The sequence below is a fragment of the Kosakonia sp. 1610 genome (assembly GCF_050435845.1).
GTDB classification, from domain to species: Bacteria; Pseudomonadota; Gammaproteobacteria; order Enterobacterales; family Enterobacteriaceae; genus Kosakonia; species Kosakonia cowanii.
This window is the reverse complement of record NZ_JBNDKZ010000001.1, coordinates 758,547-774,938: the sequence shown is the minus strand read 5'-3', so window position 1 is coordinate 774,938 and position 16,392 is coordinate 758,547. Positions and strand designations below refer to the sequence as shown.

The window sequence follows — 16,392 nt, the reverse complement described above, 5'->3', positions numbered from 1 at the left end:
CATCACACTCAAAAATATTTGCGCAGATACTCGGTCAAACAGAGCATCGCCATCGCCTGACCGTAGGGCATGGAGGTTAACGGGATCTGGCGATAAAACTCGAGATCGCTGCCCATTCCTGTGCCGAATGAGACCTGCAACAACTCACCTTCCGGTGAGATATTTTCGACAATCGCCTTCACCGCCCGCTCCGCAACCGGCGCGTAATCGGCGCTGATATAACGCTTGCGCAGCGCCTTCAGCATGCCATAGGCAAACCCGGCGGTGGCGGAGGCTTCCAGATAGGAGTCGGGATTGTCCAGCAGCGTATGCCACAGGCCGCTCTGATGCTGGCATTTCGCCAGCGCCGCTATCTGCGCATTCAGCACCTGCACCAGATAACGGCGCACCGCGTTGTTTTCCGGCAGATCCACCAGCTCGAGAAAATCGGGGATGACAATTGTCAGCCAGCTGTTGCCCCGCGCCCAGCGCGCTTTCGCGAAGTTGTGCATCCCCTCGTAGTTCCAGCCGTGGAACCACAGCCCCGTTTCGCGATCCATCAGATTCTGCACATGCAGCAGGAACTGGTAGACCGCCTCTTCCACATACTCCGGTTTGTTGAGCAATTTGCCGATCTTCGCCAGCGGCAGCACCGTCATCATCAGCGTGTCGTCCCACATCTGCTGGTGGTTCTCTTCCGCCAGCGTGATGTGCTGCATGCCGCCGTGATCGGTGCGCGGCATCTCACTCATCGCCCACTCAGCCCAACTCTCCAGCCAGGGGAGAAACGCCGGGTTGCGCGTCTCTTCATAGCGGTACGCCAGCGTCAGGAACGGCGCCATGGTATTGACGTTTTTGGTGGTTGCCCCCTCGGCAAAGCGATCGGCAAACCAGCTATCAATCACGCCAAGAATGTACTCATCGCCGGTCTGGCGATAATACTGATACATCCCATACAGCCCGACGCCGTGCGTCCACTCCCATCCGGCCCAGCCTTTAGTGTCAATCACACGACCATCGTCGAGACGGAGTAAAAATTCGCCGCTATCATCGTGAATATTGACGAGATTGTGCGTCACCGTGCGGATCAACGCTTTCAGTTCATCACGGGCGATAAAACGCTCTGGCTGACGCAGTAACGGGCTCTGTTTGACAGGCCAAACCTTCATAGTATTAACCTCAGTTATAAGTCGATTTCAGATGCGCCTCTTCCAGCGTGGGCGCAGCCGGTTTATTGCGATTCAGGAAACCAATGTTGTTGTTGCCCCACAGGGACTCATACGGCATCCCCGCCAGCATCTCGACCGTTTCACGCGCCTCTGGCGTGATATTCTCCGGCATTGCGCGGCCGTTCTGGCGCATTTTTGCCGTCTCAGCACGCAGCACGCTGTGGGTTTTCAGGTTGAGCTTAAAGCGCAGGGATACCAGGAAACCACAGCAGAGCACGGCGACGGTGCCGAAACACATGACCATCAAAATGGTGTGGCTCACTTCCGGCAACTGGGTTTTCTGCCCGGAGACAAAACCGGAAGCCTGCATCACAATGCCCACCAGCATCACTGCCCCCGCCTGCGAGGCTTTACGGGTCAGGGTCATGATCCCGGCGAAGATCCCTTCGCGACGCTGGCCGGTGACCACTTCATCGATATCGGCGATATAGGTGTAGGTATTCCATGGCACATAGTTGATGCCCCCGCGTCCCAGACCCGCCACGGCAGAGATCAGCAGGAGCAGCGAGTAGACATCGCTTAAGCCCGCGTAGTAGAGCACCGCATAGGAGATGGCGCTGAGGCCAAACAGCACCACCACCATGCGGTAGGAGGGTGCCGGTCCGAAGCGGATGCAGAGCGGGATCATGGCGATCACCGCGATGAACTGGAAAATCGCCATCGTGCCGAGCAGGTTCGAGGCTAATGACGCCTCCTGCATCAGCACAAACACCACGTAGTAGGTGAAGACGGCGTTAAACACATCCTGGGCGATATAGCCGCCGAGATACATGCCAAGGTGCTGGCGGAAAATCTTAATACGCAGCGTCGAGCTCAGTTCCACCACCAGGCGGCGCAAACTCTGCCCGAGCGTCAAACTCTTCTTCTCCTCTTCAGCGCGCAGCGCCGCTTCCGTCCACTCTTCACGCGGGCGCTCCCAGGTAAAGATCCAGACAAAAGTGAGCATAATGGCGCACAGCACCGAGAAGACCAGGCTGGCATAGAAGAAGGAGACGGCGTTGTCTTTACCAAAATGCGTCAGCAATACGCCAGGCAGGAACGAGGCGAGGATAGCCGACATCTGCGCCATAGAGATGCGGGCACCGGAGAATTTGGTTTTCTGTTTGAAATCATCGGTCATCTCCGGCACCAGCGTCTCATAGGGCACCAGGATCATGGTATAGACCACGTCAAACAGCAGATAAGTAAGCAGGTAATACCAGAAGCTCATATCCCCTACCCACATGATTGAGTAGCTAAATACGCAGGGAATACCGAGCAGAATAAAGAATTTACGTCGACCAAAGCGCTTGCCTAAGCGCGTCGAGCCAAAGTTATCGGTGAGGAAGCCCATCAGCGGGCTGACCACCGCATCCAGCACCCTTGCAGCGGCAAAGATAAAGGTCGCTTCAATCGGCGTCAGGCCGCAAAAGGTGGTGTAGAAGTAGAGTAACCATGCGGCGGTAAGCGCCGTCGTGCCTGCACCCAGAAAATCGCCCGACCCATAGGCCAGGTAATTAGCCAGTCCAATTTTTTGTGTTTTCATTGCCGTCAACCCTGTTCATTTTGGGGGACCTTTGACGATCCGGCTGAGTCAAAGGAATTTCTTACACGGCTAAAGTAAGGGGATGCGCAAGGGGAAACCTTTCTGTTTCTGCCATCAACATGCGCCATCTGGCAAAAATGCAAAGAGTGCCAATACTCGCTTCACTGATTTATAAAACAGCGTTTCTTTTGCATCAAAAGGAGAGGTCAAAATTGCGGGGCAGATAGCAAAATCCCGCGCGAACGGCGGGATTGTCGGTAAAAAATTGAGCTAACTAATTGAGTTTACAGCTCAGGGCTGCGCCGGAGGACGGCGATAGTTGACGATAACCTGGTTGCTGCGCACCGTCAGCGCGGGCCATAAGCGCCCGCCGCCCGGCACTTCCCAGACATAGCGCAGCGGTTCAAGCGCCGGTACACCGTTAAACGCACGGGTAGTGCCGCTCTGGCCATCCAGCGCAACGCAGCGCGCCTGTGAACAGAGGCGCACAATCAGACCGGCAGGCGTCGGGCCATTCAGCTCGTAACGCCAGGAGACATCGGTCATCAGCCCGCTAACCGGCCCGGTGGGGCCGAGCTGCGATGAGGAGGCAACCACGCCACGGTTGGCGAGCGTGATGCCGATACTGCTCGCCTGCCAGGTGCCCTCACCCATGGCGTGTGCCAGCATCGGCAGTGTGAAAAGCAGTAAAGCGAGTTTGCGCATTATTTGCCTCCGATGGTCGCGGTCATGCGAATGCTGCGGTTGTCGGACATCTCCATATTCGACAGCACCACCAGCTGCGGCAGGCTGCGGCGCAGGAAGCGGGCCAGCAGCGGACGCAGAGCATGGTTGACCAGCAGCACCGGCGGCGCGCCGAGCATCTCCTGACGGGAGAGCGCTTCCTGAGTCTGTTCCAGCAGACGATCCGCCAGACCCGGCTCGAGGCCGCCACCGCCCTGCAGGGCTTGTAACAACAGGCGCTCCAGCGGGGTATCAAGACCAATCACCTGCACTTCACCAGTGCCAGGGAACCACTGCTGGGTAATGGCGCGGCCCAGCGCCACGCGCACCACGGCGGTGAGTTCGTGCGGATCGTTTTGCAGCGGTGCATGCTCGGCCAGCGTTTCCAGAATGGTGCGCATATCGCGGATCGGCACGCGCTCTGCCAGCAGGTTTTGCAGCACTTTATGCAGCGTCGTCAGTGTCACCACGCCCGGGACCAGATCTTCAGTCAGCTTCGGCATCTCCTGGCTGACGCGGTCAAGCAGTTGCTGCGCTTCCTGACGGCCAAACAGCTCCGGCGCGTACTGCCCAATCAGATGGTTGAGGTGGGTCGCGACCACAGTACTCGCTTCCACTACGGTAAAGCCCTGGATCTGCGCCTGCTCTTTCAGGGCGCTCTCAATCCAGATTGCCGCCAGGCCAAAAGCCGGATCGACGGTCGCTTCACCCGGCAGCGAGCCTGCCGCCGTGCCAGGGTTGATCGCCAGCCAGCGCCCCGGATAGGCTTCGCCGCTGCCAATTTCTACGCCTTTCATCAGAATACGGTAGCGCGCCGGCGGCAGATCCATATTGTCACGGATATGCACCACCGGCGGCAGGAAGCCCATATCCTGCGCAAATTTCTTACGAATACTGCGAATACGGCCAAGCAGTTCGCCATCCTGCTGGAAATCGACCATCGGGATCAGGCGGTAGCCCACTTCCATCCCGAGGTTATCTTCCAGCTGCACATCGCTCCAGGTGGCTTCCACCGCCTGGGTATTCTCCGGCAATTTCACCGGCGCGGCGTCCAGCGGCGCTTTCTCCTCTTTGCCACGCAGCCACCAGGCAAGCCCCAGCAGCGCGGCGGTAAAGAGAAGGAAGACGAAGTTTGGCATGCCCGGCACCATGCCGAGCAGACCGAGTACGCCGGCGCTCAGCATCATGACGCGCGGGTTGCTGAAGAGCTGGCCGACCATCTGCTGGCCAACGTCCTGATCGGTGCTAACACGGGTTACGATAACGCCCGCAGCGGTAGAGATCACCAGTGCCGGGATCTGCGCAACCAGGCCATCACCGATGGTCAGCAGGGTGTAAGTTGAACCCGCATCGCCCATCGACATGCCGTGCTGAATTACACCAACCATCAGGCCACCGATGACGTTGATCACCATGATCAAAATCCCGGCGACGGCATCACCACGCACGAATTTACTCGCACCGTCCATGGAGCCGTAGAAATCCGCCTCCTGGGTCACTTCGCTACGACGACGCTTAGCCTCTTCTTCACCGATAATCCCGGCGTTAAGGTCGGCGTCAATCGCCATCTGTTTACCCGGCATCCCGTCAAGTACGAAACGCGCGCCCACTTCAGCGATACGCCCCGCACCCTTGGTGATAACCATAAAGTTGATGATCACGAGGATGATAAAGACCACGATACCGATGGCGAAGTTACCGCCAACGAGGAAGTGGCCGAACGCTTCCACCACGCGACCTGCCGCCGCGCCGCCGGTATGCCCTTCCATCAGGATGATACGGGTAGAGGCGACGTTCAGTGCCAGACGCAACAGCGTGGTGAAGAGCAGAATGGTCGGGAACGCGGCGAATTCAAGCGTGCGCTGGGTGAACATTGCCACCAGCAGCACCATGATCGACAGCGCAATGTTAAAGGTAAACAGCAGGTCGAGGACAAACGCCGGCAGCGGCAGCACCATCATCGACAAAATAAGCAATATGAGCACCGGCCCGGCGAGCACTTGCCACTGGGTCGATTTCCAATTGTTCGGCAGACGCAGCATTGCCACCAGATTAGCCATCAGTGTCCTTCTCTTTCAAAAAGTCCAGCGCCTCTGGCACCGGGAGATTCTCAGGTTTAACAGGTCGTTGTCCGCCGGACAGACGCCAGCGTTTCAACTGCCATACCCACGCCAGCACTTCGGCAACTGCCGCATAGAGCTGGCCCGGGATTTGCTGACCAATTTCAGCGTGACGGTAGAGCGCACGTGCCAGCGGCGGTGCTTCAAGGATCGGCACGCGGTTTTCAGTGCCCAGCTCACGAATACGCAGCGCCACGGCACCCGCGCCTTTGGCGACCACTTTCGGCGCGCTCATTTTGTTCTCGTCATACTGTAGCGCCACGGAGTAGTGCGTCGGGTTAGTGACAATCACATCCGCTTTCGGCACGTCTGCCATCATGCGACGGCGGGCGGCGGAGCGCTGCATCTGGCGAATACGCCCCTTCACATGCGGGTCGCCTTCGCTCTGTTTAAATTCGTCACGAATATCCTGGCGTGACATGCGCAATTTTTTCAGGTGGCTGTAGATCTGCCAGAAAACGTCGAAGCCGACCATCGGGATGATGCTCAGCGAAACCAGCAGCGCGCAGAGCCCGGCAAGGTTCATGGCACTGGCCATCGCCGTCAGCGGCGACTCGCTCATCAGGCGCATCATGTCAGGCCAGTGATGCCAGAGGAACAGGCCAGCAACGCCGCCCATCAGCAGGGCTTTCATCAACGCTTTAACCAGCTCTGCGCCGACCTGGGCAGAGAAGAGACGTCCAATGCCGCTAATCGGGTTAAGTTTGGAGAACTTAAACGCCAGCGTTTTGGTGCTGAACACCAGCCCACCCAGCAGCACCGGGGCCACCAGCGCGACAATCACCACGCCGACCAGCAGCGGCAACATGCCGATCAGCGCCGTCTTCAGCATGATGATGATTTGGCCGAGGATCAGGTTCTGGTCGCTAATAATCTTGTGATCGAAACGTAACCCGGAGGAGAGCACCATAGTGAGACGATGACCAAACGACGCGCCGCCAAACCAGAGAATACAGACGCCGACCAGCATAATGAGCACCGAGGTCAGCTCTTTGGATCGCGGGATCTGCCCCTCTTCACGCGCTTTTTGCAATCGTTGCGCGGTGGGCGATTCTGTTTTGTCGTCGTTATCTTCAGAGGCCACGTTCAACGTCCGGGGTTACAGGTGTGACGTCATATTGCCAGAGTCAAGCGGGTCTAATGGGCGGAGTAAGGCATAAAAAGAGGGGGTTTTCGCCTTTTGGGCAGGAATGATTCACGCGCAGGCCACGTAAAGGGGGTATGTATGCGTCTGTTTTTGAAAAGCGGGAAGGCTCTCCCCTTCCCGCTTTTAGCGCCACGTCTGATGCGAAATCAGAAGCCGAGGCTGTCCAGCAGATCGTCCACCTGATCCTGGCTTGCCACAACGCCCGCTTTGGTCACGTCGAGTTGTGGGCCATTGAGCAGGCTGTCGTTTTCACGTTTCGGACGCGCGGACTGCTCCGGCATGTTCTCCAGCAGCACCATCAACAGCTGGCGCTCAATCTCCTGGATAACATCCATCATGCGCTTGATCACCTGACCGGTCAGATCCTGGAAATCCTGCGCCATCATGATGTCGAGCAGTTGGGCGTTGGTAAAGCTGGTGTGACCCGGGACTTCTGCAAGGAACTGACGCGTGTCGGTAACCAGCTCACGGGCATCGGTCAGCTCGATCGGGTTTTCAAACCACGCATCCCAGCGTTTGGTCAGCGCTTTCGAGCCTTTTTCCATCTCATCCTGGTGTGGCTGCGAGGCTTCAACGCTGTTCAGCGCGCGCTCTGCCGCCTGGGCGGTCATCTGCACCACATAGTCGAGACGGTCACGGGCATCCGGAATCGCTTCCGCTGCTTCAGCAATCGCCTGGTCAAGACCCAGTTCGCGCAGGCTGTCGCGCAGCATGCGCGTCAGGCTACCAATGCGGGCAATGATCTCGCTGGGTGAATGCTCTTCCGTGGGTTTAATTGAAGGTTGCATCATTTGTCCAGTCCTCACATGCCAAGTTTCTCGAAGATCTTGCCAAGCTTCTCTTCGAGGGTTGCCGCCGTGAATGGTTTCACCACATAGCCGCTTGCACCCGCCTGCGCTGCAGCAATGATGTTCTCTTTTTTCGCTTCGGCCGTGACCATCAGCACCGGCATAGAGGCCATGTTGCTGTCTGCACGAATGGTTTTAAGCAGTTCCAGACCGTCCATGTTTGGCATGTTCCAGTCAGAGATGACGAAACCAAAACCACCGGCCTGGAGTTTATTGAGCGCATCAACGCCGTCTTCAGCTTCTTCGACGTTGTTGAATCCCAGCTCTTTTAACAGGTTGCGCACAATTCGACGCATAGTGGAAAAGTCGTCCACAACCAGAAATCTGAGCTCTTTGTCCGCCATATAACTTCACTCCTCGTTAAATACGTATTGCCTGTCCGGCACTGATTTTCGCCAGCATCTGCTGGCTTACCTGGCTAAGATCGACCACTTCGCTGACGCCACCCATATTGATGGCCTCACGCGGCATGCCGAACACCACACAACTTGCTTCGTTCTGTGCGATGGTCCAGGCGCCCGCCTGGTGCATCGCTAACATCCCGGCGGCGCCATCGTTGCCCATGCCCGTGAGAATAACCCCCACGGCGTTGCGCCCCGCATGTTTCGCCACCGAATGAAACAACACATCAACCGATGGCCGGTGCCGGTTTACCGGCGGACCATCGTGAATTTTAATCTGGTAGTTGGCACCGCTACGGGCCAGCTCCATATGCTTATCACCAGGCGCAATATACGCGTGCCCTGGTAATACACGTTCGCCGTCTTCTGCCTCTTTCACGCTGATCTGACAGAGCTTATTCAGGCGTTCAGCAAACGAGCGGGTAAAGCCCGGCGGCATGTGCTGCGTAATCAGAATACCCGGACTTGAGAGCGGCAATGGCTGGAGTACATGGCGAATTGCCTCTGTTCCGCCCGTTGACGCGCCAATCACCAACAATTTTTCCGAGCTAAGCAGCGGACCGGCTTTTAAGGTTACCGGTGCCGGCATCGGTTTGTGCGCCGCGATACGGGCGCGCGATGCGGTGCGCACTTTCTCAGCGATCATTTCGCTGTAGGCCAGCATGCCTTCGCGAATGCCGATTTGCGGTTTGGTGACGAAATCAATCGCCCCCAGCTCCAGCGCGCGCAGCGTCACTTCTGACCCTTTACCGGTCAGCGACGAGACCATCACCACCGGCATCGGACGCAGACGCATCAGTTTTTCAAGAAAATCCAGCCCATCCATGCGCGGCATTTCCACGTCCAGGGTTAAGACATCCGGATTGAATTTCTTAATCAAATCCCTCGCCACTAACGGATCCGGCGCGGTTGCCACCATCTCCATATCGCTGTGGCTATTGATAATTTCGGTCATGATTTGCCGCATCAATGCGGAATCATCGACGGACAACACCCTGATTTTACTCATGCTTTATCCTTACTCAGCGCATAAACTGTTTGCCCACGCAGGCTAAACTCGCGCACGAGGTTGCTGAAATTCTCCGAATGCCCGGCAAACAGTAATCCGTCCGGTTTAAGCAGCGGAGCGAAACGATGCAGAATGTCCTGTTGCGTCGTTTTATCAAAATAAATCATCACGTTACGGCAGAAGATCGCGTCAAACGGTCCCGGAACGTTGTACTGCTTATCCAGCAGGTTAAGGGTGGTGAACTCAACATAGTTCGCCAACTCCTGGCGCACACGCACCAGACCCGCGTGCGGCCCGGTGCCGCGCATAAAGTAGCGCTGCATCTGCTGCGGCGAGAGCGTTTTCAACTCATCAAGCCGGTAGATGCCGCTGCGTGCCTTCTCCAGCACTTCGGTGTCGATATCGCTGGCAAAGACTTTAAAGCGGCCAGGTGCCATGCCCAGCGCATCGGCGAGGGTAATCGCCAGCGAATAGGGCTCTTCCCCGGTCGAGGCCGCCGCGCTCCAGATGCGATACTCGCCGGTGCGCTTACGCGCATGCTCAGCCAGCACCGGAAAGTGGTGCGCTTCGCGGAAAAACGCGGTGAGGTTGGTGGTCAGTGAGTTGATAAACGCCTGCCACTCGGCGCTGTTCTGGTTCGCTTCCAGCATGCTCAGATAGCGGCCAAAATCATCTAACCCCAGCGTACGCAAGCGGCGAACGAGGCGGTTGTAAACCATGTCGCGTTTATGATCGGCAAGAACGATCCCGGCGCGCTGGTAAATCAGTTGGCATATCCGACGGAAATGCGCATCGGAGAGCGCCAGGCGCTGGGTCATCTGCTGCAATATTGATGACGTTTGCCCGTTAGGGATAGATGTTGTCATAGCGCCTTCTCAACTCAGTTCAGGATGCAACGAGCACGGCTTTTGGCGGTGCCACTTTTGTGGTGTGACATATTTTTCATCTTTATTCTGATACCGGGCGTCACCGCCCGGCGTTGCAACCCTGCTTAAAACGTTTCCCAGTTCTCTTCTTTCCCGGCGGCAACCGCCCGGCTGCGTGCCGGAGCAAGCGTCGCGCTCATCGCCGGTTGCCGTGCGGCCTGCGCTTTACCCGCTGTCGCGGTCAGGCGGAAGGCGGAAACGGCTTGCGTCAGTCGGCTCGCCTGCTCCTCCAGCGCCGCCGCCGCGGCAGCGGATTGCTGCACCAGCGAGGCGTTCTGCTGGGTGACGCGGTCCATCTCGGAGACAGCCAGCGCCACCTGATCGATACCGCGGCTCTGCTCATCAGAGGCGGAAGCAATCTCGCCCATGATGTCATTGACGCGCGTTACCGCGTTGACGATATCGAGCATCGTCTCCCCTGCACTTCCAACCAGTACAGAACCGGTATCGACACGAGAGACAGAATCTTCAATTAAAGATTTAATCTCTTTGGCAGCGTTCGCGCTTCGGCTGGCCAGATTGCGCACTTCGCCAGCCACTACCGCAAAGCCGCGACCCTGCTCACCGGCGCGCGCCGCCTCCACCGCCGCGTTGAGGGCGAGGATATTGGTCTGGAATGCAATGCCGTCGATAACGCTAATAATGTCGGCGATTTTCTGCGAACTGTTGGCGATCTCATGCATGGTTTTGACCACACCATCGACCACTTTGCCGCCGCGCTCGGCGGTTTCGGAGGCGCTCTGCGCCAGCAGCGAAGCCTGACGGGCGTTTTCGGCGTTCTGTTTCACCGTTGCGGTCAGCTCTTCCATGCTGGCAGCGGTTTGCTCCAGCGCAGAGGCCTGCTCTTCGGTACGCGAGGAGAGATCGTTATTCCCGGCGGCGATTTCGCTGGTGCCGGAGTAGATCGCATCCGACCCCTGACGCACATTAGTCACGGTGTCGATCAGCGCGGTCTGCATATGGTCAACGCTTTGCGCCAGCTCGGTCATCTCGCTGCGACCATCAATGCGCAGCGTATGGGCAAGATTACCGCCTGCGATTTCACGGATATGGGCAATCACCGAGGAGAGCGGCGAGAGCAGAATACGGCGGATGCCATACCAGACGCCGGCCAGCACAATCACCAGCGCCAGGGCGAGGATCGCCATCTGCCATTTGGCAAAGGTGTAGTCGCTGACGCTCTGCTCCCAGGCATTACGGTAGAGGCTGTCGCTCAGGGCGGCGTAGTTGCTCATCGCCGCGCCGAGGGCGTTTTGCATCCCCTGGGTCGGCTGGGCGAGGAAGCTGTTCATATTGCCGCTTTCGAGGAACTGCACCAGCTCGCTCAGGGCGTTATGGTAGGTCTGGTATTTCTCATCAAGGGCCTGACGCGCGCTATCCATTTCCGGCATGGCTGGCAGCTGGCGGAAAGCATCGTAATGTTTGGCAGCATCGGCCAGCGATGCTTTCGCGCTGTTAAGCAGATCGGTTTTGGCACTGCTCTGCTGGTTGTTCGGGTCGAGCAACATCCGCGCGGAGGAGCGGCTCAGGTTGATACGCGTTTGCAGCATCAGCTCCCAGGCTTTGCCCAGTTCTGTTTGTTGCATACGCAGATCGTTAGAGACCGCAAAACTTTGCTGGTTCTGCTTAAGCGACGAAAAAAAGAGTCCGCCAGAGACGAGCTGAAGCAGGGCAAAGACCACCAGCACACTCATAAGCAGAGTAACGACGCGGATACGGTTCAACATGCAACAAACACCTTATTGATGAGTTATTAACGGTGTTATCGGCATCCGGCCTGGGAACTTTACATTTGCGAAAAGGAAATAAATTTGCGCTTAAAACACAATATCCACCGTTAAGGTATCGCTGTAGGTTCCGCCAGGCGGCGTCGTCTGGGTTGTCAGCACCCGCGCGGTGTAGTTGTAGGTGCGCAGTAGCCCATCCGCGCTCATCTGCGATGAGGCACTGCTGGCCCAGCGCTCCGCCCCGATACTGCCCCAGCGGCTGGTGGTGCCGGCTTTGTAAATCTCATAACTGAGACGATTAGTGCCGCTCGCCATATTACGCACGCTGCCGTTGGCGTAGAGACCGTTATTAATGCCGACAGTGTAACTGCTCCCTTTAGTGCAAGTAATGGAGACAGATTGCGAAACAGTGGGGAAATTTCGCACCAGCGGCGCGCTGCCAAAGTTCACATTCGGCGCGCTGATGGTGGTGCAATCATTGGTGATGGTGCCGGTTAACAGCAGGCTGGTGAGCGCCGTGCCTTTCTGCGAAGAGAAACAGATGCCAAGCACGCCGTTGGCACAGACATCATAGGCGACACTAAAGTTAAGCGTCACCTGGTAAGGCCCGGCGCTGACATTTTGCCCCGGCACCGTCATAAAGTAGAGCGGTAAGGTATAGGTGCGCGAGCCGAGCAGCTCAAGCAGTGCCGCACCGCTCCAGGTGTAGCTGTTACCACCGATGTTTATTTCACTGTTGTTGGCGCAGTTGGCCTGGCCGCAGAGCCGCACCGGAATCGTATCGGTGATAGCGGCGTTATCGCTGCGCTTCATTGCCGCCCGGTTGGTTGCCGTCACCGTTGCCCCCGTCAGCGTTAAAGTGATGGAGTCATTGGTCAGCAGGTTGAGTATCGCATCACAACGCACCACTAACCTTCCGGTGGTAGTTTGCGCCCCGGCGTTAAGGACAAAGGAGGTGACGGTACCGAACGCGCCATTAACGGTGCTGACGGTACAGGCCGACCAGGCCGGGGCTGCACAGAGCAGTAGAAACAGAAAAAGTAGCCGACGCATTATGGATTCCTCTGGCAGGTAAGCGGCCCGTAGGTCTGCAATTTATGTTCAGGGTTGGCGCTAAGAGTGAACTCGGTTTTACACTCTCCCCCTTCCGGCAGGCGGACAATAAGCGGGTTGATGTTCTCAAGATTCTCCAGCCAGGCGATACCGTCATACCCCACCACCGCAGGCGCTTTACCGCGGCGCTCCACCAGGCTGCCAACCGGAATTGCCAGCCCCTGCTCATCATGGAGGATGACGCTGGCGACGCGCTCCTGCACCATCGGGAACTCAATCAGGTAACCGCTCTGGCGGCGTAGCGCGACTTTGCGCTCCGTATTCTTAAGCTGGGTATCGGCAGGCAGGTTCAGGGTGTTGATGCTGTAACTCGCCGGATAGTAGGCCGACACGCCGCTCACCAGCAGGTAGCCATTCTTATCCGTTACGCCCACCGGCTGGTTTTCATAATTGACCGGTACGCCAGCATTACCGCCGGTGCTGATCACCGCGAAGGCGTCGTTGATGCGGTTAGCGGCAAACAGCTGACCGTCCATCAGCACCACGGCACCAATCGTTTCCCCCCACCAGGTCATCTTGCCGCGTTCGCCATAGCCACCGCCCTGCAATTCAACGTTGTTGTTGCGCCAGCCAAGCGTACCCTGCTGGTAACTGCGCGCCTGGGATTGATGCGCCAACGACATATTCCAGCTCAGGCCGCCGTCAGTGGGCATTGCATGGCTGTAGTTCACGCGTTGCGTCGAACCGGCATCCGGTGTTCTCTCCATACTAAAGGCGGCGCTGTCACGCTCGCCAATCGGGATCTGCACCGAGAGACCAAAGGTCCAGTCGCCCCGCTGGTTATCGCGGCTGGCGGCGAGGTTCATACTGCTGGAGCCCCACAGATTGCGGCTCCAGGAGAGGTTCAGCAGTTCAGTTTTTTGGTTGTCGAAACTGCGCACGCCGATCCACGCCGCGCCAATATTGCCAAAGTCGCCCATGTTGAAAGAGAGTGAGTACTGGTCGGTATTGCGGCTGTAGCTGGCGACCGGCCAGCGCCCGTTCTGGCGCATATCATCGTAGCTGGCGCGCTGATCGTAGAGCGCAAGGTTGCCAAACTCGCGGTTGCGGCGGCTGTGCTGAGTGTTGATGCTAAACAGGCTGGTGTTGTATTGATAACCCCAGTTGAGCTGGTTGCCCGCATCGCCGAACATGCGGCTCTCGGTCCAGGCGCCGTTCACCACGCCGAGGCGGCCCAGCCGGACAACCGCGCCTGCGCCGCCGAGCGTCAGCGATTGTGCTCCTTCGGCGTGACCCTCCAGCGTTAACCAGTCGGTGACGCCATAACGGTATGAGCCGCTGCCCACCAGCGGGCCGTAATCAAAATTTTCAATGCCGTAGTTGCGGCGTAACGAACCGATGGTGATCGCTCCATCGCTTAGCCCCGGCTTTAGCAGCTCGCTGGCGACATAAAACGGCAGCGTAGTGCTGACGCGCCGCCCAAGGGCATCAGTAGTGACCAGCACCGCATCCCCCGCACCGTTGATATAGGGCATGTTGGTCAGGGTAAATGGCCCCGGCTGTAGCTGCCGGTTGCCGGCGCGATAGCCGTTAATAAACAGGTCAACCGAAGTTGGCACCGCCGCTTCGCCGGAGAAGGAGGGCAGCGGCCAGGTGACAAGATCGGGACGTAATGTGAAGTCTCGCCCGTAACGAATACCGCCGACGCGCACGCTGCTGCTCCAGCTAAGGGCTTCCGAGATGACATCCCCCACTTCCCACTGCGTGGCATCCTCTTCGTTATTAAACATCAGCGAAGTGTCATAGCGCATGTAGCCCTCCCGCTGACGCAGCGAACCGCTGAGCGTCTGGCGCAGCGCGCCGGTAGAGGAGAAGACGGCATTGCCGGTAAAGAAGCGAAACTCATTCCATAGCGCCGCCTGGCTGCCAATGTGTTCGGTGGTACTGGTATAGAGGTCGTAGTTGAGCACCGCGCCGCGGCCATATTTTGGCTGGCTGCGCCGACCACCCTCATTAAACGAGGTATAGCGTGCCGGAACCCACTCCTGCGGGACAAACAGCAACAAGCGCTGCCCGGCGCTGTCATACTCCACACGCACATTGGGCAGCGTTGACACATTGACCTCGCCCTCGGGCAGATGATCCGGCGGCAGCCCGGCGTGGAGCAGATCGGCACGCTTAAGAAAAAAATCGTTGAGCCGCCGCGTCACCGGCACCACCTGCTGGGTATCGTAATAGTTGATCACCAGCGCGAGGTGAAACTCCGCCTGCTGGTTGATGCTCTGCGCATCCGGCGGCGGCGGTAAACCATCATCTCCCGGCTGCCCCCAGGCGGCGGTGCCGGGTAACATTATTGCGGCTGCAATAATCAGTTTCCTGCTGACGACTGCCATTGCTCATCCCGTGCGTTAATCGATGCCTCCAGCGCCGATGGATTGCTCACCCCGGCAGGCAGAGGCCAGCGCCGGGCACTGTGCGGCAACACATACCCTAATAGCCCGTCGGCGACCTGCCGCATCTGCCCACCCTGGCGCACGCGCACTTTGCTCAGCCGCACGTGGATATCATCCTCATTGCGCACTTCCAGTTGCGCCTGGCCGCCTTCACGCACCACGCGCCAGTGTAATTTTGCCGGTTGTACAAAGGCGTGGTGCGCCCCTTCGGCCTCCGTCTTAACGCCCTGCCCATAAACAAACAGCGGGATCGAGTAGCGCATCTGGAGCTTGAGGCCAATCTTCGGTTTGTTCGGATCCTCCGGCTGCGGAATCTCATCGACAATGATGCGGTAAGCCTGCTCTTTGCCGGCCGGGATCGCGGCCTGCTTGATCAGGCGGATCAGCTGCTTGCTGTCGGGTGCGATCTGCACAATCGGTGGGCTGGCGACCACATCGCCCTGCTGCTGGTAACGCTCAAGCCCGCCATCTTGCGTCCAGCGAACAATACGCACCTGCATGGTGGTAGGGGTTTCGCCCTGATTCTGGATCCACAATTCGGTGGCCTTGGTGGTTGCATCCAGCCAGGGATCGATCGGCCAGATCAGAATGGTGGCCGCTGCCTGCGCGTTTCCCGCTGCAAGGGTCAACGCCCCCGCCAGCATACATCCTGCCGCGCGGCGGCCCAGGTTGACATTCATTCCCTCTCCCTTATCACCATGACAACGTCACGGTAAGTTGATCGCTGTAGGTTCCCGCCGGGCTGAAGCCGGTGAGCTGCGCTGCGCCAAAGATGGCGAGCGAAATATTATTGCTATCGGTGATGGTGACCGGAACCGGCTGGTTGACGCCGATTTCCGTATTGGGTGCCAGCGTGCTGCTGGTGTAGAGGCGGTACGGCACCCGCTCTACGCCGCCGCTGCGCTGCATATTGCGCACCGTCGAATAGTAGTTGCCGCCGCTGATACTCATGCTGAGCGCCACGCCGGGCGTACAACCGAGTGAGAGGGAGGCGTTGGGGACAAACGCGCTGGTCACCTGCCCCTTTTCCACGCCCGAACGGGTGCCAAAATTGAGCGTACCGAGCGCCGCGCCGCTGCCGGTAACCACGGCGCAACCAGGCGTAATCGTTGCGCCCACGGTAAAGGTTTGCGTCGTGACCGCCAGCGCAGCCGGTTGCGCCAGCATACCCAGCACCACTCCTCCTGATAATGCGCGCAGCACTGCCCGGCCACCCTGCCGGGCGGCGCGCACGCTCTCCCTTTTCATCGGC

General features: G+C 58.2%; 14 protein-coding genes. All 14 read right to left on the bottom strand.

Annotation, left to right across the window (positions count from 1 at the left end; all coding sequences use genetic code 11):
* Nucleotides 1-8: 8 nt before the first annotated feature.
* The 14 genes from ABIC80_RS03710 to ABIC80_RS03645 all read right to left on the bottom strand — a co-directional run bounded on the left by ABIC80_RS03710 (nucleotide 9) and on the right by ABIC80_RS03645 (nucleotide 16,307).
* Nucleotides 9-1,148, bottom strand: coding sequence for a glycoside hydrolase family 88/105 protein (locus ABIC80_RS03710; RefSeq protein WP_429175540.1), 1,140 nt, complete (start codon nucleotides 1,146-1,148; stop codon nucleotides 9-11).
* A 10-nt stretch (nucleotides 1,149-1,158) separates the two neighbouring features.
* Entirely contained in the window at nucleotides 1,159-2,733 is a 1,575-nt protein-coding gene (locus tag ABIC80_RS03705) for an MFS transporter (protein ID WP_076770063.1), read from the bottom strand.
* Nucleotides 2,734-3,024: 291 nt separating this feature from the next.
* Nucleotides 3,025-3,438: a flagellar protein FlhE gene (gene flhE / locus ABIC80_RS03700; protein WP_094420749.1), complete on the bottom strand. Its 414-nt coding sequence runs from the start codon at nucleotides 3,436-3,438 to the stop codon at nucleotides 3,025-3,027.
* Nucleotides 3,438-5,516, bottom strand: coding sequence for a flagellar biosynthesis protein FlhA (flhA, locus tag ABIC80_RS03695; RefSeq protein ID WP_312605815.1), 2,079 nt, complete (start codon nucleotides 5,514-5,516; stop codon nucleotides 3,438-3,440). The genes flhE and flhA overlap by 1 nt, the downstream gene beginning before the upstream one ends.
* Complete coding sequence (gene flhB / locus ABIC80_RS03690; protein WP_429175539.1) at nucleotides 5,509-6,660, bottom strand: flagellar biosynthesis protein FlhB; 1,152 nt, start codon at nucleotides 6,658-6,660, stop codon at nucleotides 5,509-5,511. The genes flhA and flhB overlap by 8 nt, the downstream gene beginning before the upstream one ends.
* A 209-nt stretch (nucleotides 6,661-6,869) precedes the next feature.
* On the bottom strand, nucleotides 6,870-7,514 hold the full coding sequence (cheZ, locus tag ABIC80_RS03685; RefSeq protein ID WP_312278017.1) for a protein phosphatase CheZ: 645 nt from the start codon (nucleotides 7,512-7,514) through the stop codon (nucleotides 6,870-6,872).
* Between the two features lie 11 nt (nucleotides 7,515-7,525).
* Nucleotides 7,526-7,915, bottom strand: a complete 390-nt coding sequence (cheY, locus tag ABIC80_RS03680) for a chemotaxis response regulator CheY (RefSeq protein ID WP_023480048.1) — start codon at nucleotides 7,913-7,915, stop codon at nucleotides 7,526-7,528.
* 16 nt (nucleotides 7,916-7,931) lie between these two features.
* Nucleotides 7,932-8,981 carry a protein-glutamate methylesterase/protein-glutamine glutaminase gene (locus ABIC80_RS03675; RefSeq protein WP_042712785.1) on the bottom strand — a complete coding sequence of 350 codons (1,050 nt, stop codon included), beginning with the start codon at nucleotides 8,979-8,981 and terminating at the stop codon, nucleotides 7,932-7,934.
* Nucleotides 8,978-9,847: a protein-glutamate O-methyltransferase CheR gene (cheR, locus tag ABIC80_RS03670; protein ID WP_023480021.1), complete on the bottom strand. Its 870-nt coding sequence runs from the start codon at nucleotides 9,845-9,847 to the stop codon at nucleotides 8,978-8,980. Before cheR ends, ABIC80_RS03675 begins: the two co-directional genes overlap by 4 nt.
* Before the next feature lie 125 nt (nucleotides 9,848-9,972).
* Nucleotides 9,973-11,634, bottom strand: a complete 1,662-nt coding sequence (gene tar, locus ABIC80_RS03665; protein WP_200133659.1) for a methyl-accepting chemotaxis protein II — start codon at nucleotides 11,632-11,634, stop codon at nucleotides 9,973-9,975.
* Between the two features lie 90 nt (nucleotides 11,635-11,724).
* A complete protein-coding gene (locus tag ABIC80_RS03660) occupies nucleotides 11,725-12,687 on the bottom strand; it encodes a Csu type fimbrial protein (RefSeq protein ID WP_263754444.1) in 963 nt (320 codons plus the stop codon).
* On the bottom strand, nucleotides 12,687-15,080 hold the full coding sequence (locus tag ABIC80_RS03655) for a fimbria/pilus outer membrane usher protein (protein ID WP_305208181.1): 2,394 nt from the start codon (nucleotides 15,078-15,080) through the stop codon (nucleotides 12,687-12,689). Before ABIC80_RS03655 ends, ABIC80_RS03660 begins: the two co-directional genes overlap by 1 nt.
* Nucleotides 15,056-15,784: a fimbrial biogenesis chaperone gene (locus ABIC80_RS03650; RefSeq protein ID WP_429176471.1), complete on the bottom strand. Its 729-nt coding sequence runs from the start codon at nucleotides 15,782-15,784 to the stop codon at nucleotides 15,056-15,058. The genes ABIC80_RS03655 and ABIC80_RS03650 overlap by 25 nt, the downstream gene beginning before the upstream one ends.
* Before the next feature lie 49 nt (nucleotides 15,785-15,833).
* A complete protein-coding gene (locus ABIC80_RS03645) occupies nucleotides 15,834-16,307 on the bottom strand; it encodes a Csu type fimbrial protein (protein ID WP_050019360.1) in 474 nt (157 codons plus the stop codon).
* Between the last annotated feature and the right edge of the window lie 85 nt (nucleotides 16,308-16,392).